The sequence below is a fragment of the Clavibacter sp. A6099 genome (genome assembly GCF_021919125.1).
Taxonomy (GTDB): Bacteria; Actinomycetota; Actinomycetes; order Actinomycetales; family Microbacteriaceae; genus Clavibacter; species Clavibacter seminis.
The window spans coordinates 526,699-546,456 of the sequence record NZ_CP083439.1 but is presented as its reverse complement, the minus strand read 5'-3'; the positions used below and the strand labels follow the sequence as shown (position 1 = coordinate 546,456).

Genomic DNA, 19,758 nt, shown 5'->3' with positions numbered 1-19,758 from the left:
CTCGGAGCGGACAGGGGACCATGCGCGTCAGGCCGGATCACGGACGTCCCCTCCTCGGGCGCATCCGCGACTTCCTCGACTACTTCGCGCACTCCACGCCGGCGCGCTTCGCGATCCTCATCTTCGCGGCGCTCGTCCTCACGCTCACGACGATCCTCATGCTCCCCGGCATGACGTCCAGCGGCGGCACGGCGCCCTTCGCCGACGCGCTGTTCACAGCCGTCTCCGCCATCTGCGTCACGGGCCTCGCGACCGTCGACATGGCGACGTACTGGACCCCGCTCGGCCACGCCTTCATCGCGCTCGGCGTGCAGATCGGCGGGATCGGCGTGCTCACGCTCGCGTCGATCATGGGCCTCATCGTGTCGCGCCGCCTCGGCCTCAAGGCCCGGCTCATGGCGGCGAGCGACAGCAACCCGCTGCGGATCCACCACGGCCCCGTCGCCGAGGGCCAGGCCGTGAAGCTCGGCGAGATCGGCACGCTGCTGCTCACGGTCGCGATCAGCGCCCTCGTCATCGAGCTGTCCATCGCCGCGCTGCTGTTCCCGCGGATCCTGCTGGAGGGGATCCCCGTGGGCCAGGCCGCCCTCGACTCCTTCTACTACTCGCTCATGGCGTTCACGAACACGGGCTTCGTCTTCAGCGAGGCGGGCTTCGAGCTGTACCACCAGGACTACTGGTTCCTCAGCCTGCTCATGATCGGCGTCTTCCTCGGCAGCATCGGCTTCCCCGTCATCTACGCCGTGTACCGCGGCTGGCGGAAGCCCCGGCGCTTCTCCGTGCACGTCAAGCTCACGCTCTGGACGTCGCTCATCCTCATAGTGCTGGGCACGCTCGCGTACGTCGTGCTCGAGTGGGACAACAAGAAGACGTTCGCGCTCATGGATCCCGTGCAGCACGGCTTCCAGGCGCTCTTCCTCTCCGTGATGACGCGCTCGGGCGGCTTCTCGACGCTCGACATGGCCGACTTCGGGAACGCGAGCCTGCTCGTCACGGACATGCTCATGTTCATCGGCGGCGGATCCGCGTCCACGGCCGGCGGCATCAAGGTCACCACCCTCGCGATCCTGTTCCTCGCGGCCTTCGCCGAGGCCCGCGGCAGCGAGTCCATGGAGGTCTTCGAGCGCCGCATCCCGAGCGACGTGCTCCGCCTCGCGGTGAGCATCGTGCTCTGGGGCGCGACGACCGTGGCGCTCAGCAGCATCGTGCTGCTGCAGATCTCCGGCGAGCGCCTCGACTACGTGCTCTTCGACGCCATCAGCGCCTTCGCCACCTCGGGACTCAGCACGGGCTTCACGGCCGAGGCGTCGGATCCCGCCAAGTACGTGCTCGCGACCACCATGTTCCTGGGGCGCGTCGGCACCGTGACCCTCGCGGCCGCCCTCGCCGCGAGCACCCGCCGGCAGCTCTTCCAGCGCTCCGAGGAGCGGCCGATCGTCGGCTGAGCCGGCGACGCGCACGACCCGACCACCGCGAGACCCGACCAGAGAGGCCCCTCATGGGCGAACGCATCCCCCACAACGCCCCCGTGCTAGTCATCGGGCTCGGCCGCTTCGGCGCCGCGACCGCCGGGCAGCTCGCGCGGCTCGACCGGGAGGTGCTCGCGATCGACGCGAGCGAGGGCCTCGTGCAGAAGTGGTCCGACCGGGTGACCCACGCGGTGCAGGCCGACGCGCGGAACATAGAGGCGCTGCAGCAGCTGGGCGCCAAGGACTTCTCGATCGCGGTCGTCGCGGTGGGGTCGTCCATCGAGGCGAGCGTGCTCATCACGGCGAACCTGGTGGACCTCAAGATCCCGCAGATCTGGGCGAAGGCCATCAGCCAGTCGCACGGCAAGATCCTCGAGCGCATCGGCGCGAACCACGTCATCTACCCGGAGGCGGAGGCCGGCGAGCGCGTCGCGCACCTCGTGTCCGGCCGGATGCTCGACTTCATCGAATTCGACGACGACTTCGTGCTGGCGAAGATGTACCCGCCGAAGCCCATCCGCGGGATGACGCTGCTCGAGTCGGCGGTGCGGAGGAAGCACCGGATCACGGTCGTCGGCGTGAAGACGCCGGGGAAGCCCTTCACGTACGCCACCTCGGAGACGCTGGTGTCGAACCACGACCTCATCATCGTGTCGGGCACCTCGGCCGACATCGAGAGGTTCGCCTCGCTGTCCTGATCCGCGGGCGCGGGCATGTGCGGCCCCGGCGGGCTCAGCCGGCCGCGAGCTCGCGGGCCCGGGCGAGCGCCGCGTCGGTCGCGCGGTCGAACAGGCCCGAGAGATCCGCGGCCTGCAGCACCTGGACGGCCCGCTCGGTCGTGCCCTTGGGGCTCGTGACCCGACGGCGCAGCTCCGCGGGCTCGTCGTCCGACGCGGCGAGCAGCTCGACCGCGCCGCGGAACGTGCCCTGCACGAGCACGCGCGCCTCGTCCCGGCTGAAGCCCTTCGCCTCGGCCGTGCGGGTCAGCTCCTCGATGAGCAGGAAGACGTAGGCGGGACCGGATCCGGAGATCGTGCTGAGCGCGTCGATCCTCTCCTCCGGCACCTCCACGACGTCGCCGACCGTGGCGAACACCGCGCGGGCGAGCGCCAGGTCCTCGAGGCTGGAGCGCGTGCCCGCGGCGAGCCCGGTGACCCCGCGGCCGACGAGCGACGGCGTGTTCGGCATCGAGCGCAGCACGGCCACGTGCGCGGGCAGCAGCGACTCGAAGGTCGCGATCGTCACGCCGGCCGCGACGCTGATCACGAGCGCACCGGGATCCAGGTCGTCCGCGATCTCGCGCAGCAGGTCGGGCACCATGTGCGGCTTCACGCCCACGATCACGATGCGGGCCCCCCGGACCGCGCGCCGGTTCGCGTCGGCGTCCTCCTCGACGCTCGACGCGGTGACGCCGTCCCGCTCCCCGAGCGTCGCCGCGCTGGCCGCCGAGCGGGTGGTCACGCGCACGTCGCCGTCGACCTCGACCCCCGGCTGCAGCAGGCCGCCGAGGATGGCGCCGTTCATGGATCCGGTGCCGAGCATCGCGAGCGACGGGAGGCGGGCGGCCTCGGCGGGAGCGGACGGGGCGGGGCGGGAGGCGTCGGGCATGCCCCGATCCTAGGGACCGGGCGCCGCGCGGTCGGGTGGTCGGCGGCGACGGCCGCGTGGCTAGGCTGAGTCGACCGGGGCATGCGCGCCCGGGCGGCCCGAGCCGCCTCGCCGGTCGAGGAGGACAGGCCTTGAGCGAATCCCACGGCAGCAAGGCGATCCTCGCCGCCCTCGCCGCCAACGTCGGCATCGCGATCACGAAGTTCGTCGCCGCGTTCTTCTCGGGCTCCTCCTCGATGCTCGCCGAGGGCGTCCACTCGCTCGCGGACTCGGGTAACCAGATCCTCCTGCTCATCGGCGGCAAGCGCGCCAAGCGCGTCGCGGACGAGGAGCACCCCTTCGGCTACGGCCGCGTGCGCTACGTCTACGCCTTCATCGTCTCGATCATCCTGTTCTCCGTCGGCGGCGTGTACTCGCTGTACGAGGGGATCCACAAGATCGAGCACCCGGAGCCGCTCGACGTGCCGTGGCTGCCGATCGTCGTGCTCCTCATCGCGATCGCCCTCGAGTCGTTCTCGCTCCGCACGGCCATCAAGGAGTCGAACCCGCTGCGCGGGAACCAGACGTGGGTGCAGTTCGTGCGTCGCGCCAAGAGCCCCGAGCTGCCCGTCCTGCTGCTCGAGGACACCGCGGCCCTCTCCGGCCTCGTGTTCGCGCTGCTCGGCGTGACCGCGTCGATCGTCACGGGCGACGGCATCTACGACGGCATCGGCACCCTGCTCATCGGCGTGCTGCTGGTGGCGGTCGCGGTGATCCTCGGGGTCGAGATGAGCAGCCTCCTCGTCGGCGAGGGCGCGTCGAAGCCCGACCTCGCCGCCATCCGCGCGGCGATCACCGCGGGGCACGAGGCCGAGTCGATCATCCACATGAAGACGCTCTACCTCGGCCCGGACGAGCTCCTCGTCGCCGCCAAGATCGCGATGCCCGCGACCAGCTCGCTGGGCGACGTGGCCGCGGGGATCGACGCGATCGAGCGCCGCGTGCGCGAGGCCGTGCCGGTCGCCCGCGTCATCTACCTCGAGCCCGACGTGCGGGTCGCGACGCGCTGATCCGCCCTCGCCCGACGGCGCCACGGAGATGCCCGCGCTGTGCAGGGGTCGATCCGTCGCAGCGCGCGCGCTGCGACCATGACGGCCGGACGGGTCACGCGGCCCGCACGTCGCGGACGCTCGAGCACGCCGCTCGGAGCACGGCCTACAGAGGAGACCGAAGATGACGCATGCGATGAAGGCCGCGGCAGCGGCAGCGACGCTCGCCCTGGGACTGGTCCTCACGGCGACCGGCGCCGCCCAGGCCGAGACCCCGCACACCCCGACCGCCTCCTCCGCGCACGTGACCGTGGAGCGCGCCGCCGGGGACCTCACGGTCCAGGAGCGCCGGCACGCGCGGACGACGGACCCACGTAGCGGCGGGCGGAACCACCAGCAGCACCAGCCGCATCAGGGTCGCCCCTGCGCCGGCTGCGCGGGCTGACCCCGGGAGCCCGGCTCCTCCTCCGCGCACGGCGAGCGGACGCCGGGGATGCCCCCATGGATGCCGGGTCAGGCGTCGGCGCGACGTTCCGCGAAGAAGCCGTCGAGGAGCGCCGCGCACTCGGCCGCCCGCACACCCGCGAACACCTCCGCGCGATGTGGCAGCCGCCGGTCGCGCAGCACGTCGTAGAGGGATCCGGCCGCGCCCGCCTTCTCGTCCCACGCGCCGAACACGACGCGGGGCACCCGGGCCGCGAGGATGGCACCCGCGCACATGACGCACGGCTCGAGCGTGACGACGAGCGTCGTGCCCACGAGGTGCCGATCGCCGGTGGTCGCCGCCGCCTCGCGGAGCGCCTCCACCTCGGCATGGGCGGTGGGGTCCTGACGGGCCTCCCGGAGGTTGCGCCCGCGCCCGATGACGATCCCCGACGCGTCCACGACGATCGCCCCCACGGGGACGTCGCCGGTGGCCGCGCAGGCCCTGGCCTCGTCGAGCGCCACGGCCATCCAGCGATCGACGTCGCCGGGCACGTGGAGGTCCAATCGCGTACCCCCTTGCTGATTGAATGGAGCCTATGCGAGTCCACGTAGCCGACCACCCGCTCATCACGCACAAGCTGACGGCGCTGCGGGACCGCACCACCCCCTCCCCCGTCTTCCGCAGCCTGGCCGACGAGCTCGTCACGCTCCTCGCCTACGAGGCCACCCGCGACGTCCGGGTCGAGACCATCACGGTGCAGACCCCGGTCGCGCCCGCCCAGGGGCTCACCCTCAGCGACCCGAAGCCGCTCGTGGTCCCCATCCTCCGCGCGGGCCTCGGCATGCTCGACGGCCTGATGCGCCTCATGCCCAGCGCCGAGGTCGGCTTCCTCGGCATGGTGCGCAACGAGGAGACGCTGCAGCCCGACATCTACGCCGAGCGGCTCCCCAGCGACCTCTCCAACCGGCAGTGCTTCGTCGTGGATCCGATGCTCGCGACGGGCGGATCCCTCATCGCCGCCATCGAGTACCTCTTCGACCGCGGCGCGGTCGACGTCACGTGCATCTGCCTCATCGCCGCTCCGGAGGGCCTCAAGGCCGTCGAGGAGGCGACCGCTGGCCGCGAGGTCACCATCGTGCTGGGCGCGCTCGACGAGAAGCTCGACGAGGTCGGCTACATCATCCCGGGCCTCGGCGACGCGGGCGACCGCCTGTACGGCACCGCCGCGCACTGACCCGCGCCCTCGGCTCTCCGGCGCCCGCTCCCCTCGGGACGGGCGCCGCTGTCCGCGCACGCACGATTCCTGCGCGTCCCGCACGATTCCGGCTCCTCCTGTTGACACGGGCGCACGGATCCGTGCAAGCTCTCCCCATGACTCTGAACGCGCACGTCCTGACCTCCTCCGAGGCCTCGGGAGTCGCCGGCATGATGATGCCCGGCCGTGTCGCGATGTGCTGTCGAATGTCGGCCTGACCCGCCGCCTTCGCCTGAGCGGTCCCGCGACGCATCCGTCGCCGACCCTCCCCGCCGTATCCGGCGCATCCGCCCCCTGAGGCGTCTCGCACTCCCCTGAGGTCCCGCGCACCCAGCTGCGCCGCACCCGCATCATCACAAGGACTCCGCCATGTCGCTCGCGACCATCGACCCCGCCCGCACCTCCCTCCGATCCGTTCCCGCCGCGCCCGTGCTCCGGGCCGCCGCTCCCCTCGCCCCGCCGCTCCGCCGGCCGCAGGCCGTCCCCGCTCCGGCCACGACGTCCACCGCTCCCGCTCAGGCTCCGGCCGCCGCGCCCGCACGTCCGGCCCGCCTCCGCGCCGTCCCCGAGGGCACCAAGGCACGCGGCTTCGCCATCTACGTCGGCCTCGACGAGCTGAAGGCCGCGGCCGCAGGCACCGACCTCGGCACCGTCGTCGCCGCGCTCAAGCGCCTGGCCGCCGAGCTCGCCCCGGGCGTCGAGACCCACGCCGCCGTCGCCCTCGCCCCCGAGGGCGCAGGCGGCCGCGACATCGACGTGGTCCGGCTCGCCCTGCAGGATCCCGCCGCCGTCGCCCAGCACCGCGAGCAGCCCGAGGACGACGAGCGCGTCGACGACGGTGTGACGGTCGACCTCTCCCGCAAGCGCGTCGTCCTCGACGGCGAGACCGCCCCGCTCACCTACAAGGAGTTCGAGCTCCTGCAGTACCTGGTGCTCCGCGAGGGACGCACCATCGAGCGATCGGAGCTCATCGCCTCGCTGTGGTCCGCCGCGGACGGGGACGACGTGCCGAACGAGCGCACAATCGACGTCCACGTCCGCCGCCTGCGCTCCAAGCTCGGCCGCTACGAGGAGATCGTCCGCACGGTGCGGGGCGCCGGGTACCGGTTCGACCGTCATGCGGACGTCGCCGTCCACCACGCGAGCACGCAGTCACCCGACCTGTTCTGACGCGGCCGCGGGCGCTCAGCCCGTCCTTGCGGAGCTGTCGGCGATCTCCCAGCACATCGGGCCGGTTCTAGGTAGCGGGGCGTTACGGGATCGTTATACAGTCTTCTCGTCCCCACCGTTTGCTGTGGCGGTGGAGACGGAATGTGATTGCAGGACACTCCTGGTGCAAGGGAGAGGGCCGGCCCCATGCCTCTGGGGTCGGCCCTCAGTCATGTCCGGCGCCGTTCCGACGCGGCCGTTCCCCGGGGCGCCGCTCAGTAGACTCGCCACCACAGAGTGCGCCCGACCGTCATCGCGATGCGCACCGGACGAGGAGGCCTGGTGGGCGAGACAGCAGACGCCGTGCGGGCCTGGGAGTCGCTGTTCCGGGCGCAGGTCAGCGTCATGCGCCGCCTCACCGCCGAGTTCCCCAGCCGCGACCTCTCGTTCAACGAGTACGACGTGCTGTTCAACATCTCGCGCCAGCCCGAGGGGCGACTCCGCCTGCGCGACCTCAACCAGCACGTCCTCCTCACGCAGCCCAGCGTGAGCCGCCTCATCGACCGCCTCGTCGCGCGGGGCCTCGTCGTGAAGTGCGGCGACGAGAGCGATGGGCGGGCCACGATCGTGCGGCTGACCGATGCCGGCGACGCGGCCTTCCGCGCGGTCGCGCGCGTGCACATGGAGTCCATCGCCTCGACCGTGGGCGGCGCGCTCACGCCGGACGAGCTGAACACGCTGCGCGCGCTCACCGACAAGCTGCGCGGGAGCGTCGCCGACGCCTAGGCCGCGGATCCGCCCGCCGCGCTCGGGCGGGCGAACGGCCCGCCGTGGGCGACGAGGAGACGCAGCAGGGCCATCACGAGGTCGGCGGCGGTCACGATGCACGCGGCCCAGCCGATCATCGTGGTGAGGCCGGCCGCTGCGGGACCACCGACCTCGGCGACGACGAGCACGCCGACGACGACCAGGGCCACCGCGGCGGCGGCCACGGCGTCCACCCGGGAGAAGGGCGGCACCGTCTCAGCCGCGGCGGGTCCGCGCCGGCGACCACGGCGGGCCATGCGGTGCAGGCCGTCGCGGATCCGGGAGACGCCGTACGCCGCCTCCGCCGCCTCGAGCGGGAGGAACGTCGCGCCGAAGAGGACGTCGGCGGCGGTGCGCTCGCGGATCCGACGGAGGGTGCGGATGTGCAGGGGCAGCCGCACGACGACGGGGACGGCCCACCACCACGCGGGCTCCAGCATCCCCTGCATGCCCGCGGCGGCCAGGTAGAGCGCCACCAGGGCGTAAGCCACGAACCGGAGGACGGGCCCGACCCCGATGCGCAGGGACGCCAAGCGGGCCCGACGCCGGTCGCCGACGTCGGCGGGCGAGCCGCCACGCGCGAGCCGCGCGACGTGCGCGCCCCACCGGTCGCGTCGCTCGCGCATCATCCCCCAGGTGACGGCGGTGTCGACCCGGGCGCGCGCGCGGGGGACGAGGGCCGAGCGGTCGTCCCCGGCGAGGAGATCCGTGAGGATCCCCTCCGACGGGGCGGCCGTCGAGGACGCCGCGTCAGCCGCGGGCAGCCGCAGGAGCGTGGCCGGGGCGAGCGGGACCGGCCCGGTGAGGCCGAGGTCGGTGCCGGTCTCGACGGCGCCCATGGCCCAGTGGCGCTGCAGGAGCCGGAGCGCACCCGAGAGGGGGCCGTGGGATCCGCTCGGCCGCTGGTCGAGGCTGGCGGACACGGAGGAGGCGCCCGGATCCCGCTCGAGGGCTGCGGCGAGGAGCTCGAGCACGTCGGGCTGCAGCTCGGCGTCGGGCGCGACGAGCAGCACGCGCCCCGCGTCGCCGACCAGCCGGAGGGCGAAGCCGTACGCGGAGCGGAGCGAGCTCTCGCGCGGGCCGCGGTCGATGACCGTGACCGTCGTGGCGACGGGACCCGCGCCGGCGAGGGCGTGGACGTGGCGTCCGTTGAAGGTCCGCGCCACGGCGAAGGTGTCGTCGCGGCTGCCCGCGACCACGACGACCACGCGCGCCGGGGGCAGGGTCTGCCCGAGGATCGACGTCAGCGTGGCCGCGATGGTGGATCCGGCGTCGCCCGCCACCACGACCGCCGAGACGGCGTCGCGCGACGACCGACCGGGGTGCTCGGGCGGGGGCAGGGACGTGCTCTGGTTGTCCATGGGCCTCTCGACGACGGCGGGTCTCGGGTGGGCGGTCGGACCCGGACGGACGCGCACTGCCATGTGCGATATTACGTGCCGCCGGGCGCCATGCGCGAAGCGACCTCGCGCCGGTCGCCCGCGTGGCGCCGTCCTAGGCTCGATCCATGAGCGACGACGACGCCCCCGACCACGGATCCGCGGACAGGGAGGGCGCCGGAGAGGCGCCCGGCCCGAGCATCGTCTGGCTGCGCGACGACCTCCGCGTGGCCGACAATCCGGCGCTGCACGCGGCCGTCGAGAGGGGCGAGCCGGTCGTCGTGCTCTACGTGCTCGACGAGGAGAGCGACGGGATCCGATCGCTCGGCGGCGCCGCCCGCTGGTGGCTGCACATGAGCCTGTCGCGCCTCGGGGAGTCGCTGCGGGAGCTCGGCTCGCCGCTCGTGCTGCGCCGCGGGAAGGCCGCTGACGTCGTCGACGGGCTCGTGCGCGAGGTCGGTGCCGGCGCGGTGCTCTGGAACCGGCGCTACGGCGGCGCGGAGATCGCGGTCGACACCGCCATCAAGAAGGACCTCGGCGACCGCGGGCTCGACGTCCGCAGCTTCCAGGGATCGCTGCTCGTCGAGCCGTGGACGGTGGCGAACAAGCAGGGCGAGCCGTTCCGCGTCTACACCCCGTTCTGGAAGACGGCGCAGGAGCGTGAGGAGCCGCGGAAGCCGTTCCCCGCGCCGCACGAGCTCGACCGACCACGGAAGGCGCCCCGCTCGGACGACCTCGACGACTGGGGACTGCTGCCCACGAAGCCGGACTGGGCGGCCGGCCTCCGCGAGGCCTGCGACCCCGGCGAGGCCGCCGGCCTGCAGCGCCTCGAGGACTTCGTCCACCACGAGCTCGAGGACTACGCCGCCCAGCGCGACGAGCCCGCGGCGATGACCACGTCGCGGCTGTCGGCGTACCTGCGCTGGGGCGAGGTGAGCCCGTTCCAGGTCTGGCACCGGATCCAGCGCACCCGCGGGAAGAAGGTGGGCGGCGACGAGGTCAACGCCACCAAGTTCCTCTCCGAGCTCGGCTGGCGCGAGTTCAGCTACCACCTGCTGTACCACCAGCCGGATCTCGCGACCCGCAACTTCATGCCGCGCTTCGACGCGTTCCCGTGGGACGAGCCGTCCGACGAGACGCTCGGCGCGTGGCAGCGGGGCGAGACGGGCGTGCCGCTGGTCGACGCCGGCATGCGCGCGCTCTGGAAGGACGGCCACCTGCACAACCGCGTCCGCATGGTCGTGGCGTCGTTCCTCATCAAGAATCTGCTGATCGACTGGCGCCACGGCGAGCAGTGGTTCTGGGACACGCTGGTCGACGCGGACGCGGCCAACAACGCGGCGAGCTGGCAGTGGGTCGCGGGATCCGGCGCCGACGCCGCCCCCTACTTCCGCGTGTTCAATCCCGTGCTGCAGGGGCAGAAGTTCGACCCCTCCGGCGAGTACATCCGCTCGTACGTGCCCGAGCTGGCGCACGCGCCCCGGGACGTCGTGCACGAGCCGTGGAAGGCGATGGGCGACCTCGTCGCGAGCGCGGAGGACGGCGCGGACGACCAGGACGGCGGCGGGCTGGCGGCGTACCCGGCGCCGATCGTCGACCTGAAGGAGTCCCGGCAGCGGGCCCTGGCGGCGTACGACGAGATCAAGGACCGGTGACGCTCGGGCCCGCGCGTGCGACGCGCGGGCCCGCCACCCGGATCAGGCGCCGTCGCCCGCGTCGTCCGCGCGTCCGAGGCGCTCGGCGCGCTCGTGGCGCTCGCGGATCCCGCGGCCGCGCTTCACGTCCTCGCGCTCCGCTGCGGCCTTCTTGTCGCTCACGGCGGTGTCGCGCGGCGGGAGCTGGAGCGTCTCCTCGGCGGCGATGCCGGCCTGCAGCTGGCGTCCGCGCTCGAGCTCGGCGTCGAACTCGGCGCCGAACAGCAGCGCGAGGTTCGCGATCCACAGCCACAGCAGGAACACCACGACGCCCGCGAGCGCGCCGTAGCTCTTCGCGTAGCTGGAGAAGTTGGTCACGTAGAAGGCGAACCCGACGCTCGCGACGACCAGCACGACGAGCGCGATGGCGGCGCCCACGCTCATCCAGCGGAACTTCGGCTGCTTCGCGTTCGGGGTCGCGTAGTAGAGGATCGCGATGAGCAGCACGATCGCGAACGCGAGCACCGGCCACTTGGCGATGGACCAGACGATCTGCACGGTCGGGCCGAGGCCGAGCGCCTCGCCGATGGCGTCGGTGACGGGGCCGGAGATCGCGATGATGAGCGCGCAGATCAGCAGGATCACGATGCCGACGACCGTGACGCCGAGCTGCATCGGCTTGAGCTTGAGGAACGGGCGGCCCTCGGGGATCTCGTAGATCCGGTTCATTGCCCGGGTGAAGGCGCCGACGTAGCCGGAGGCGGACCAGATCGCGAGCACGATGCCCGAGACGAGCGCGAAGCCGGCGGCGGGCGACTCGATGAAGCCGGTGAGGATCGGCTTGATGAGCGCCAGGGCGTCGGAGGGCGCGAAGCCGCGCAGCAGGTCCAGCACGGCCGTCACCGTCTGCTGCCCCTGCCCGAACACCCCGAGCAGCGAGATGATCGCGATGAGCGCCGGGAACAGCGACAGCACCGCGTAGTACGTGAGCGAGGCGGCGATGTCGGTGCACTGGTCGGATCCGAACTCCCGCATGGTCTTGCGGAGGACGTACTTCCAGGAGGGCTTCTCGATGTCGGTCGGGGAGTCGGGCTTGCGCGCGTCGTCCTCGTCGGGACGGTCCTCGATCGTGTCGGCCGTGTCTCGTCGTGCCACTGGTGCCTCCGTGCGGTCTGCGGGTCGGGTCCCCGTCTCCCCAGAGTGGCCCGCCCCGGCGGGAGCGCATAGCCCGCCGGCGTCTCGTACACTCGCCCGGGGGCCTCGCGCACCGAGGATCCGGCACCCGCCGGAACATCCGCGGGCCGCCGCGCGTTGGCCTCTCGTGATCGCCTTCGCGATCGTCGTGCTCCGCTTCCGCGCGCACGGACCGGCCCGCCGAGGAGCACGCATGCTGCGCACCATGATGACCGCGAAGATCCACCGCGCCACGGTGACGCACGCCGACCTGCACTACGTCGGCTCCGTCACGGTCGACCGCGACCTGCTCGACGCCGCGGACATCCTCGTGGGCGAGCGCGTCAGCATCGTCGACGTGACCAACGGCGCGCGGCTCGACACCTACACGATCGCGGGCGAGCGCGGCAGCGGCGTGCTCGGGATCAACGGCGCGGCAGCCCACCTCGTGGGCGTCGGCGACGTGGTCATCCTCATCGCGTACGGCCAGATGACCACCGAGGAGGCCCACGAGCTCGAGCCTCGCGTGGTGCACGTCGACGCCGGCAACCGCATCCGCGCCGTGGACGCCGATCCCACGGCGCCGCCCGCGCCCGGGCTCGAGCGCTCCCCGCTGGCCGAGCCGGTCTGACCCGAGCCCGCCCCACCTGATCCGATCCGAGCCGTCCTGCTCCGCGCGGGCCTCCGAAAGGGCCCGCAACTGTAGCGGGTCCCCCAAATGACGGACACAAGCACTTCCCCCCAATACGGGGTACATTCCCGTGCCTGCGGGGAGAACCCCAGCATGCGCGGCTACCGTGTAGTAATCCGGTACGGCTCTTCGGGTGAGCGGTACCGCACCAGCCGGTTCGTCTGCGGGTAACAGACGTTCACGTGCGCAGATCGGCCCGGGCCTCGAAGGCCCGGGCCGATCTCATTCCCCCGGCGGTTCCGCCGATCGACGGTCCTCGCGTCAGCGCCCCTCCGCGCGCCGCCGCGCGTCGCGCTCGGCGTCCGCGGCGGCGGCCTCCTCCGGCGTCGGCGCGGTGCCGCCCAGGTGCCGCGGCTGCCACCATGCGCCGCGGCCGTCCACCGGATAGGCGGACTGCAGCTCGTCGACCAGCCCCTGCAGCTCGGCGCGCAGGGCGTCCGTGACCTCGCGCGGATCCGCGTCAGGCGCCACGGGGATCCGCTCGCCCACGCGCAGGTGCACGGGCACCCCGATGCGGTCGCGCATGCGGATGCGGCGGTTCTTCGTGAGGAGGCGGTGGCCGCCCCACACGGCGACGGGCACGATCGGGACGCCGGCCTCCGCCGCGAGCCGGGCCGCGCCGGTCTTCAGCTCCCGCACGCGGAACGACGCGCTCACGCCCGCCTCCGGGAAGACGCCGATGAGCTCGCCCGCGCGCAGGGCGGCCACGGCGTCGGCGTATGCGGTCGCACCGGCGGTCATGTCGACCTCGATGTGGCGCATGCGGCGCAGGACCCAGCCGACGCCGGGCTGGTCGAACGCACCCTTCTTCGCCATGAAGCGGATCCGGCGGCGGTCGTGCAGCCACGTCGCCCACTCGACGAGCGCGAACTCGAGGTAGCCGAAGTGGGTCATGGCGATGACCGCGCCGCCGGTGTCCGGGATGCGGTCGCGACCCTCGGCGACGAGACGGAGGCGGAGGGCGGCGAAGAGCGCACGGCCCAGGGCGACGGCGGTCCCGTACACGGGCTCGCGGGTGCGGCGGCTCATGCACCGACCATACGGGGAGAGGATCGGCGCCGACCGGGAGCCGGCCCTCGGCGGATCGGCGCCCGCCGCGCCCCGCGCGTGGGCCGGGTCAGCGTCGGCGCTTGGCGGGATCCAGCCAGTAGTTCGCGAAGCCCGTGTCGGCCGGGTTCACGTTGAGGCCCGGCGGCACGATCTCGTCGATCCGGTCGAGCGTCGCGGCGTCGAGCTCCAGGTTCGCCGCGTCGAGCTGCGACTCGAGCTGCTCCATGGTGCGCGGGCCGATGATCGCGCTGGACACCGCCGGGTGGCGCAGCACGAAGGCGAGCGCGAGGTGCACGAGCGGCACGCCGAGCTCGTCGGCGAGGGCGCCCAGCTGGTCGGCGGCCTCGAGCTTCGGGTCGGACGGGTCGTAGCGCGACGGGTCGCGGTCGTTGCGGTGCGTCCTCGGGATGTCCTGGCCCTTGCGGTACTTGCCGGACAGCCAGCCGCCGGCGAGCGGGCTCCAGACGAGCGTGCCCATGCCGTGGCGCTGGGTGGTGGGGAGCAGATCCGCCTCGATGCCGCGCGTGAGCATCGAGTACGGCGGCTGCTCCGTGACGAACCTCGCGGTGCCGCGCTCGCGTGCGATCCACTGGGCCTCGACGACCTGGCTCGGCTGGAACGTGGACGAGCCGATGTAGCGGACCTTGCCCTGCGTCACGAGGTCGGTGAGGGCGCCGAGGGTCTCCTCGATGTCCGTGTGCTCGTCCGGCCGGTGCATCTGGTAGAGGTCGATGTGGTCGGTGCCGAGGCGGCGCAGCGAGTCCTCGACGGCCCGCATGATCCAACGGCGCGATCCTCCGCGGAAGTTGGCCTCGGGCTTCATCCCGTTGAAGAACTTCGTGGCGAGGACGAGGTCGTCGCGGCGGCCGGACTGCGCGATCGCCTTGCCGACGATCTCCTCCGACTCGCCGTACGCGTAGATGTCGGCGGTGTCGATGAAGGTGATGCCCGCGTCGATGGCGCGGTGGATCACCCGGATGGACTTCTCGTGGTCGGTCTCGCCCCAGGCGCCGAACATCATGGTGCCGAGGCAGAGGCGCGAGATCTCCACGCCGGTGCGGCCGAGGTACGTGGTGGGCTGGTCGGTGGACTGCTCTGTCATGAGCGCCACGCTACGCGCTAGGCGGAGGGGCGGCCGTCCGCGGCGTCGGCGGTCGCGACGTCGGACTCGGTGGATGCGCCGGGCTCGACCGTGGCCTGCACCTCGTCGTCCATGGTCTCCAGCGTGATGTCGGCCTCGGGGGCCTCCTGGCCGTCGGCGTCGAGCGGCACGATGTAGTCGCCGAGGCGACGGCGGGCCGCCTCCTCGCGCTGAACGCGGATCCGCTCGAGCTTCTCCTCGCGCAGGCGCAGGCGCTCGGTGTCGACCTCGACGCGGCGCACGGTGACGCCGCGGGTGGGTCCGGCGGCCTTGGCCGGCGTGGTCTTGCGGCTGGGCTCGCGCTTGGCGGCGTCGCTCGCGGGCTTCCGAGACGGGGCGGTGCCCGACTTCGCGGCCGCCGAGGCGGGCTTGGTCGACACGGCCGGCGGCTTGCCCGAACCCGGGCAGCGCTCGTGGTTCCGTCCGTGGTCGAGGATGTTGCCCGTGGCCATGCCGACGGGGTTCGCCTTGCCGCAGACCGAGCACTTCGTCGCGGGGGTTGCTGCCACGTTCGATACCACTTTCCATCGCCGCGCCGTCGCCGGACCGAGGATGCCGGTCGGCCGGACGGCGCTTGTCCACGCTACCCGACGCGGGAGGTGCGGGGATACCGGAGTCCCCCGCCCGGGGGTGTCACGACGGGACGCAGGTGGTCCGCATCCGCACCACGACGGCGCCGTCGGCCTCCTCGACCTCGAGGTCGATCGTGATGGACGCGAGCTCGTCGAGGCCCGCGAGGTGCGTGCCGCCGCAGGGGATCCGCGCGGTGCCGCCCGGCAGTTCGCACACCCAGGAGCGGCGCGAGGTGAGCAGGTCGCCCTCGCGCTCGATCCGCGCGGCGGCGCCCGAGGCGACCCAGCCGGCGAGCGTGGCGTCGACCGCGTCGCGCACCTCGTCGAGGCGCTCGACGAGGGCGGCAGGCACGAAGCCCTTCTTCCGGAGCGACTTGCCGAGGCGGTACGTGTCGACGGATGACCACGGCCCGATGCGCGAGGTGCCGATCGCGAGCGCGTCGAACCCGGGGGCGCCGAGCGCGTCGCGGGGCACGTCCTTGGTCCAGGCCTCGGCGAGCGCGCGGTCCAGGGCGAGGGAGGCGAGGTGGCAGCCCGTGTGGCCGGCGCTCAGGGCGCGACGGTGCTCGGGATCCACCAGGACCTCGACGGCGTCGCCCACGAGGACGTCGGCGTCGCCCGGCACGACGTGGACGGCGACGAACGACCAGCCGTCCGCGCCCTTCTTGGCCGGGACGTCCGCGCCGACGTGGAGCGTCGCATCCTCCGCGGGATCCGTCGACGCCGCGCCGACGACGCAGTCGAGCACCTCGATCCCCGCGCCGCGCACCCGCAGCACCGCGCGGTCGGCCGGCTGGTCCGGCCAGGCCGCGTCGACCGGGTGGCACGCGGTCGCGTCGAGCACGACGGCGCGCGTGCCGTCGGCGAGGTCGTCGACGCGGAGCACCTCGCCCCCGGAGGCGACGGATCCCGCCGGGTAGGTCACGCGCGTGGGCGGCAGGGCGACGGCGCCCGCGGGGGTGGAGGTCATGGCGGCTCCCGGCTCGGTGTGCCTCGATCCTCGCAGACGAGGTGCGCCGTCCCGGGCCGGTGGATCACGCGGGCGCCGTCCCGCGGGAGGGCGCGCGGCCGAGCAGGCGCCGCAGCGTCGCGCGCTCGACGAGCGTCCACGCAGCGCTCGACAGCAGGTACAGGGCCGCGGCGAGCGGGGCGATCCCGGCGAAGACGACCGTGATGAACGGCAGCACCCGCATCATCACGGTCATTCCCGCCATGCCGGGGAGCGCCGGGTCGACGGGTGCGGGCGGCCCCTGGAACCGCAGGTCCGCGCAGCGGCGGACCTCGATCACCACCGCGAGCAGCCCGAGCACGACGACGGAGACGACGAGCGGCACGACGCCCATGGCCGCCGCTGCCAGCGCGCTCGACCCCAGCGGGATCCCCGCGAACGGCGCCGCGAGCAGCGCGTTCGCCTCGCCGCCGATCCGCGCGTGGGCGAACAGGGCGTAGACGGCGGCGAGCACGGGCGCCTGCGCGAGCGTCGGCAGGCAGCCGGCGAGCGGCGACGCGCCCTCGCGCGCGTACAGCTCCTGCGTCGCGCGGGCCAGCTGCTCGGGCTTGCCGGCGTGACGGCGACGGAGCTCGGCGAGCGCGGGGGCGATCCGGCGGCGCTGGATCTCGGCGCGCACCTGCGCGACGCCGACGGGCACGAGGAGGGCCCGCACGCCGAGGGTCAGGAGGATGACGGCGACGCCGGTCGCGGAGGCGCCGGCGAGCGGGTGGATCAGGTCGGCGAGGCCGACGACGAGCTGGGACAGTCCGTCGAGCACGGCTCGGACGGGGGCGATCGATGTGGGGTCCACGGGGTTCCTTGCGACGAGAGCGGAGGGGGTCCGTCTGGTCGTCGCATGCGGGCGCGCGCCGGGTCCGTGCCGCGCGGTGGCGGCGGACCCCTGCTGGCCGCGGTCAGGCGGCCGTGAGCGGCGCAGGCACGACGACCTGCATCCGGCGGCCCGGCGCCCGGGAGCGCTCGTGCCCGTCCGCGTCCGGGTCGCTCGAGGAGACGAGCACCGGGAGGTCGACGTCCTCGTCCGGGCCGAGCGGCGGCGCGGCGGATCCGATGAGCCCGCGCGCGGCGGCGATGCGCACGAGCGCGATCGCGGCGGCCACGGATGCGGCGCCGAGAAGGGCCGCGAGGAGGATCGCGGGCGTGACGCCCGCGCCGCCCAGCACGACGTCGCCCACGAGGGCGAGCACGCGGCCGAGGGCCTCCAGGACGATGGGCATGCCCGACGGTAGCACCGGGCCCGGCGCGAGCACGAGGGTCGGCGCGCCCGCCCGCCGCCACGTGGCGCGCCGCCCTGCCCGGCACCCCGAGCTACCGTGCATTGCGTGATACCGTGCGACGCATGAGAGAGATCGACTGATGGACACCACGCAGCTGCTGAAGGGCGCGCTCGACACCGCGGTGCTCGCCGTGGTGCAGCACGACGACGGGTACGGCTACGACATCGTCCGGCGCCTGCGCGACGCCGGACTCGGCGACGTGGGTGACGCCTCCGTCTACGGCACGCTCCGCCGCCTCTACGCGGCCGGCGCCCTGTCGAGCTACGTGGTGCCGTCCGAGGGCGGACCGCACCGGAAGTACTACGCGATCAACCCGGAGGGCCGGGAGCTGCTCGCCGGGCAGCGCGCCACCTGGGCGGCGTTCGCGACGGCGATGAGCGGGCTCCTCGGCGAGCCCGCCCCAGCGCCGACCCACCGCACCAGGAAGGCCGGCGCCACCGGCGAGGGGCCCGTGCCCGCATCCGTGAACGTCCGCACGATCGGAGAGAAGCCGTGAACACCGCAGATCCCACCCTCGACACCCGCATCCGGGCCTTCGCGGCCGCCGTGCGCGCCCGGCTCGCGGACCTCGATCCCGAGGACGTCGACGACCTCACGGGCGGCCTCGAGGCCGACCTGCAGGAGGAGGCCGCGGATCACGACGGCGCCCTCGAGCTCGGCGACCCCGTGCGCTACGCCGACGAGCTGCGCAGCTCGGCGGGGCTGCCGGAGCGGGCGGCCGCGGCGGCCTCGACCTCGCCCCTGGCGCAGCTGCGCGCCGGAGTCCTCGAGCGCCTCGGGGAGCTGCACGCGCGGATCCGCGCCAACCGCGAGCTCTCCGCGATCCTCGACCTGCTCATCGTCTTCCGCCCGGTGTGGTGGTTGCTGCGGGCGTGGGCGGGGTACCAGGTGGCGCTGGTCGTGCTCGCCGCGTTCCTCGGCATCTACAGCCGTTTCCTGGTGCTCCCTTACGGATCTGCGCGCTGGCTGCTCCTGCTCCTGCTCCTCGTGGTCAGCGTCCAGTGGGGCCGCGACCGGTGGGTCCCGACGCGGCCGCTGCGGAGCCTCCGCACGGCCGTGAGCGTCGTCACCGCCCTCGCGCTCGTCGTGCTCATCCCCGTCTCGATCGAGCGCTCCGGTGAGAGCACGTACGTCGACTATTCGTCGTCGCCGAGCAGCTCCTACGTGCCGCAGGAGCTCACCCTCGACGGCAAGCGCATCAGCAACGTCTTCGCGTACGACGCCGAGGGGAACCTCCTCGACCGCGTGCAGCTCTTCGACCAGGACGGGGAGCCGCTGACCGTGGTGCCGCCCGCGCTCGCGGAGGTGGAGCCCACCACGGGCGAACCGCTCGAGCCGAGCACCGGAGCGTGGAACGCCTTCCCGCTCTCGCTCCGCGACGCCGGGCGGATGGGGCACCTGAGCGTCGAGGAGATGGGGTCCGGCCGCCCTCCGTTCGCGAAGGCGCTGCCGCTGCCCGCGCTGAAGGGCTCGACCTCCACGCCGACCCCGTCCGCGACCGCGACGCCCGGATCCGCTCAGGAGGAGGAGGGCACGGACTCGCCGACTCCCACGCCGAGTCCGGAGCCGACCCCGTGAGCGCCCTCGTCGACCACGGCCACGCGGCGCACGGGATGGACGCGGACCTCGCCCGGCTGACGGCACGCGAGCGGGAGATCCTCGTGCTCGTCGCCCGCGGGCTGTCGAACGCGGAGATCGCCGGCCGCCTGTTCCTCGCGCCCACCACCGTGAAGACCCACGTCAGCCGCACGCTCGACAAGCTCGGCGTGCGCGATCGGCTGCACGCCACGATCTGGGCGTACGAGAACCGCGTGGTGAAGCCGCTCGCGACGACGCGCTGAGGGGCCCGGATCCGGACGCTGTCCCAGAGACGCGAACGGCCCGCCGGTGGCGGGCCGTTCGGCATTCTGTCTCAACCAGAGTGATGCACCCGGAGGTGCTGTGCGCCCGGAGGGATTCGAACCCCCAACCTTCTGATCCGTAGTCAGATGCTCTATCCGTTGAGCTACGGGCGCAGTCGTGCGGCGATGATCTCCGCGAGCGGCAATCAGGCCGGGAGACAGACTACATGCTCGAGGGTCCCCCCGCG

General features: G+C 73.3%; 22 protein-coding genes and 1 tRNA gene. 12 read left to right on the top strand and 11 right to left on the bottom strand.

The window, feature by feature from the left end; translation table 11 throughout:
- The first annotated feature begins 20 nt into the window (after positions 1-20).
- Together KYT88_RS02625 and KYT88_RS02620 are read left to right on the top strand one after the other, a co-directional pair.
- Positions 21-1,445 carry a TrkH family potassium uptake protein gene (locus KYT88_RS02625; protein WP_043585334.1) on the top strand — a complete coding sequence of 475 codons (1,425 nt, stop codon included), beginning with the start codon at positions 21-23 and terminating at the stop codon, positions 1,443-1,445.
- A gap of 53 nt (positions 1,446-1,498) precedes the next feature.
- A complete protein-coding gene (locus KYT88_RS02620; protein ID WP_011931765.1) occupies positions 1,499-2,167 on the top strand; it encodes a potassium channel family protein in 669 nt (222 codons plus the stop codon).
- A 34-nt stretch (positions 2,168-2,201) separates the two neighbouring features.
- On the opposite strand, the gene proC is transcribed toward KYT88_RS02620, so the two are convergent.
- The gene (proC, locus tag KYT88_RS02615; protein WP_051629295.1) at positions 2,202-3,077 is read right to left on the bottom strand and encodes a pyrroline-5-carboxylate reductase; all 876 of its coding nucleotides are present in this window, start codon (positions 3,075-3,077) and stop codon (positions 2,202-2,204) included.
- Positions 3,078-3,208: 131 nt separating this feature from the next.
- Here proC and KYT88_RS02610 point away from each other — a divergent pair, with 131 nt between their 5' ends.
- Positions 3,209-4,126 (top strand): cation diffusion facilitator family transporter, encoded by a 918-nt coding sequence (locus KYT88_RS02610; protein WP_043585336.1) that lies wholly within the window; start codon positions 3,209-3,211, stop codon positions 4,124-4,126.
- A gap of 163 nt (positions 4,127-4,289) precedes the next feature.
- Positions 4,290-4,550, top strand: a complete 261-nt coding sequence (locus KYT88_RS02605) for a hypothetical protein (RefSeq protein WP_043585338.1) — start codon at positions 4,290-4,292, stop codon at positions 4,548-4,550.
- A 68-nt stretch (positions 4,551-4,618) separates the two neighbouring features.
- Here KYT88_RS02605 and tadA read toward each other — a convergent pair whose 3' ends face one another.
- The gene (gene tadA, locus KYT88_RS02600) at positions 4,619-5,059 is read right to left on the bottom strand and encodes a tRNA adenosine(34) deaminase TadA (RefSeq protein WP_182480738.1); all 441 of its coding nucleotides are present in this window, start codon (positions 5,057-5,059) and stop codon (positions 4,619-4,621) included.
- A gap of 68 nt (positions 5,060-5,127) precedes the next feature.
- Here tadA and upp point away from each other — a divergent pair, with 68 nt between their 5' ends.
- From upp to KYT88_RS02585, 3 genes are all read left to right on the top strand, one after another.
- Positions 5,128-5,766 carry a uracil phosphoribosyltransferase gene (upp, locus tag KYT88_RS02595; RefSeq protein WP_043585342.1) on the top strand — a complete coding sequence of 213 codons (639 nt, stop codon included), beginning with the start codon at positions 5,128-5,130 and terminating at the stop codon, positions 5,764-5,766.
- Between the two features lie 390 nt (positions 5,767-6,156).
- Entirely contained in the window at positions 6,157-6,957 is an 801-nt protein-coding gene (locus KYT88_RS02590) for a winged helix-turn-helix domain-containing protein (protein WP_043585344.1), read from the top strand.
- A 297-nt stretch (positions 6,958-7,254) separates the two neighbouring features.
- The gene (locus KYT88_RS02585; protein ID WP_051629326.1) at positions 7,255-7,722 is read left to right on the top strand and encodes a MarR family winged helix-turn-helix transcriptional regulator; all 468 of its coding nucleotides are present in this window, start codon (positions 7,255-7,257) and stop codon (positions 7,720-7,722) included.
- Here KYT88_RS02585 and KYT88_RS02580 read toward each other — a convergent pair.
- Positions 7,719-9,104: a glycosyltransferase family A protein gene (locus KYT88_RS02580; protein WP_043585346.1), complete on the bottom strand. Its 1,386-nt coding sequence runs from the start codon at positions 9,102-9,104 to the stop codon at positions 7,719-7,721. The genes KYT88_RS02585 and KYT88_RS02580 overlap by 4 nt on opposite strands.
- Before the next feature lie 146 nt (positions 9,105-9,250).
- On the opposite strand from KYT88_RS02580, the gene KYT88_RS02575 reads away from it, so the two are divergent.
- Entirely contained in the window at positions 9,251-10,777 is a 1,527-nt protein-coding gene (locus KYT88_RS02575; RefSeq protein WP_043585348.1) for a cryptochrome/photolyase family protein, read from the top strand.
- 42 nt (positions 10,778-10,819) lie between these two features.
- Here the strand turns inward: KYT88_RS02575 and KYT88_RS02570 are convergent, their stop codons facing one another.
- Complete coding sequence (locus tag KYT88_RS02570; protein WP_043585350.1) at positions 10,820-11,911, bottom strand: YihY/virulence factor BrkB family protein; 1,092 nt, start codon at positions 11,909-11,911, stop codon at positions 10,820-10,822.
- Positions 11,912-12,143: 232 nt separating this feature from the next.
- Here KYT88_RS02570 and panD point away from each other — a divergent pair, with 232 nt between their 5' ends.
- A complete protein-coding gene (panD, locus tag KYT88_RS02565; protein ID WP_043585834.1) occupies positions 12,144-12,560 on the top strand; it encodes an aspartate 1-decarboxylase in 417 nt (138 codons plus the stop codon).
- Between the two features lie 321 nt (positions 12,561-12,881).
- Here panD and KYT88_RS02560 read toward each other — a convergent pair whose 3' ends face one another.
- The 6 genes from KYT88_RS02560 to KYT88_RS02535 all read right to left on the bottom strand — a co-directional run bounded on the left by KYT88_RS02560 (position 12,882) and on the right by KYT88_RS02535 (position 17,609).
- A complete protein-coding gene (locus tag KYT88_RS02560) occupies positions 12,882-13,649 on the bottom strand; it encodes a lysophospholipid acyltransferase family protein (RefSeq protein ID WP_043585354.1) in 768 nt (255 codons plus the stop codon).
- A gap of 88 nt (positions 13,650-13,737) precedes the next feature.
- Complete coding sequence (locus tag KYT88_RS02555) at positions 13,738-14,772, bottom strand: aldo/keto reductase (RefSeq protein ID WP_043585836.1); 1,035 nt, start codon at positions 14,770-14,772, stop codon at positions 13,738-13,740.
- A 17-nt stretch (positions 14,773-14,789) separates the two neighbouring features.
- On the bottom strand, positions 14,790-15,320 hold the full coding sequence (locus KYT88_RS02550; protein ID WP_237583751.1) for a hydophilic protein: 531 nt from the start codon (positions 15,318-15,320) through the stop codon (positions 14,790-14,792).
- Positions 15,321-15,444: 124 nt separating this feature from the next.
- Positions 15,445-16,353, bottom strand: coding sequence for an alanyl-tRNA editing protein (locus KYT88_RS02545; RefSeq protein WP_043585359.1), 909 nt, complete (start codon positions 16,351-16,353; stop codon positions 15,445-15,447).
- Positions 16,354-16,417: 64 nt separating this feature from the next.
- Complete coding sequence (locus KYT88_RS02540) at positions 16,418-17,185, bottom strand: YidC/Oxa1 family membrane protein insertase (protein WP_043585364.1); 768 nt, start codon at positions 17,183-17,185, stop codon at positions 16,418-16,420.
- Between the two features lie 103 nt (positions 17,186-17,288).
- The gene (locus KYT88_RS02535; RefSeq protein WP_237583750.1) at positions 17,289-17,609 is read right to left on the bottom strand and encodes a DUF6412 domain-containing protein; all 321 of its coding nucleotides are present in this window, start codon (positions 17,607-17,609) and stop codon (positions 17,289-17,291) included.
- 139 nt (positions 17,610-17,748) lie between these two features.
- On the opposite strand from KYT88_RS02535, the gene KYT88_RS02530 reads away from it, so the two are divergent.
- Genes KYT88_RS02530 through KYT88_RS02520 form a run of 3 tightly spaced genes read left to right on the top strand, consistent with a single transcriptional unit; the run spans position 17,749 to position 19,510 of the window.
- On the top strand, positions 17,749-18,165 hold the full coding sequence (locus KYT88_RS02530; RefSeq protein ID WP_043585365.1) for a PadR family transcriptional regulator: 417 nt from the start codon (positions 17,749-17,751) through the stop codon (positions 18,163-18,165).
- Positions 18,162-19,247 (top strand): hypothetical protein, encoded by a 1,086-nt coding sequence (locus KYT88_RS02525; RefSeq protein WP_043585366.1) that lies wholly within the window; start codon positions 18,162-18,164, stop codon positions 19,245-19,247. The genes KYT88_RS02530 and KYT88_RS02525 overlap by 4 nt, the downstream gene beginning before the upstream one ends.
- Positions 19,244-19,510, top strand: a complete 267-nt coding sequence (locus KYT88_RS02520) for a response regulator transcription factor (RefSeq protein WP_051629297.1) — start codon at positions 19,244-19,246, stop codon at positions 19,508-19,510. The genes KYT88_RS02525 and KYT88_RS02520 overlap by 4 nt, the downstream gene beginning before the upstream one ends.
- A gap of 101 nt (positions 19,511-19,611) precedes the next feature.
- On the opposite strand, the gene KYT88_RS02515 is transcribed toward KYT88_RS02520, so the two are convergent.
- A tRNA-Arg gene (locus tag KYT88_RS02515) sits at positions 19,612-19,684 on the bottom strand.
- Between the last annotated feature and the right edge of the window lie 74 nt (positions 19,685-19,758).

Bases quoted from the DNA above. Each gene is read 5' to 3' on its own strand.
- KYT88_RS02625 (WP_043585334.1), top strand. From the start codon at position 21: ATGCGCGTCAGGCCGGATCACGGACGTCCCCTCCTCGGGCGCATCCGC.
- KYT88_RS02620 (WP_011931765.1), top strand. From the start codon at position 1,499: ATGGGCGAACGCATCCCCCACAACGCCCCCGTGCTAGTCATCGGGCTC.
- proC (WP_051629295.1), bottom strand. From the start codon at position 3,077: ATGCCCGACGCCTCCCGCCCCGCCCCGTCCGCTCCCGCCGAGGCCGCC.
- KYT88_RS02605 (WP_043585338.1), top strand. From the start codon at position 4,290: ATGACGCATGCGATGAAGGCCGCGGCAGCGGCAGCGACGCTCGCCCTG.
- tadA (WP_182480738.1), bottom strand. From the start codon at position 5,059: ATGGCCGTGGCGCTCGACGAGGCCAGGGCCTGCGCGGCCACCGGCGAC.
- upp (WP_043585342.1), top strand. From the start codon at position 5,128: ATGCGAGTCCACGTAGCCGACCACCCGCTCATCACGCACAAGCTGACG.
- KYT88_RS02590 (WP_043585344.1), top strand. From the start codon at position 6,157: ATGTCGCTCGCGACCATCGACCCCGCCCGCACCTCCCTCCGATCCGTT.
- KYT88_RS02585 (WP_051629326.1), top strand. From the start codon at position 7,255: ATGCGCACCGGACGAGGAGGCCTGGTGGGCGAGACAGCAGACGCCGTG.
- KYT88_RS02580 (WP_043585346.1), bottom strand. From the start codon at position 9,104: ATGGACAACCAGAGCACGTCCCTGCCCCCGCCCGAGCACCCCGGTCGG.
- KYT88_RS02575 (WP_043585348.1), top strand. From the start codon at position 9,251: ATGAGCGACGACGACGCCCCCGACCACGGATCCGCGGACAGGGAGGGC.
- panD (WP_043585834.1), top strand. From the start codon at position 12,144: ATGCTGCGCACCATGATGACCGCGAAGATCCACCGCGCCACGGTGACG.
- KYT88_RS02560 (WP_043585354.1), bottom strand. From the start codon at position 13,649: ATGAGCCGCCGCACCCGCGAGCCCGTGTACGGGACCGCCGTCGCCCTG.
- KYT88_RS02555 (WP_043585836.1), bottom strand. From the start codon at position 14,772: ATGACAGAGCAGTCCACCGACCAGCCCACCACGTACCTCGGCCGCACC.
- KYT88_RS02545 (WP_043585359.1), bottom strand. From the start codon at position 16,353: ATGACCTCCACCCCCGCGGGCGCCGTCGCCCTGCCGCCCACGCGCGTG.
- KYT88_RS02535 (WP_237583750.1), bottom strand. From the start codon at position 17,609: ATGCCCATCGTCCTGGAGGCCCTCGGCCGCGTGCTCGCCCTCGTGGGC.
- KYT88_RS02530 (WP_043585365.1), top strand. From the start codon at position 17,749: ATGGACACCACGCAGCTGCTGAAGGGCGCGCTCGACACCGCGGTGCTC.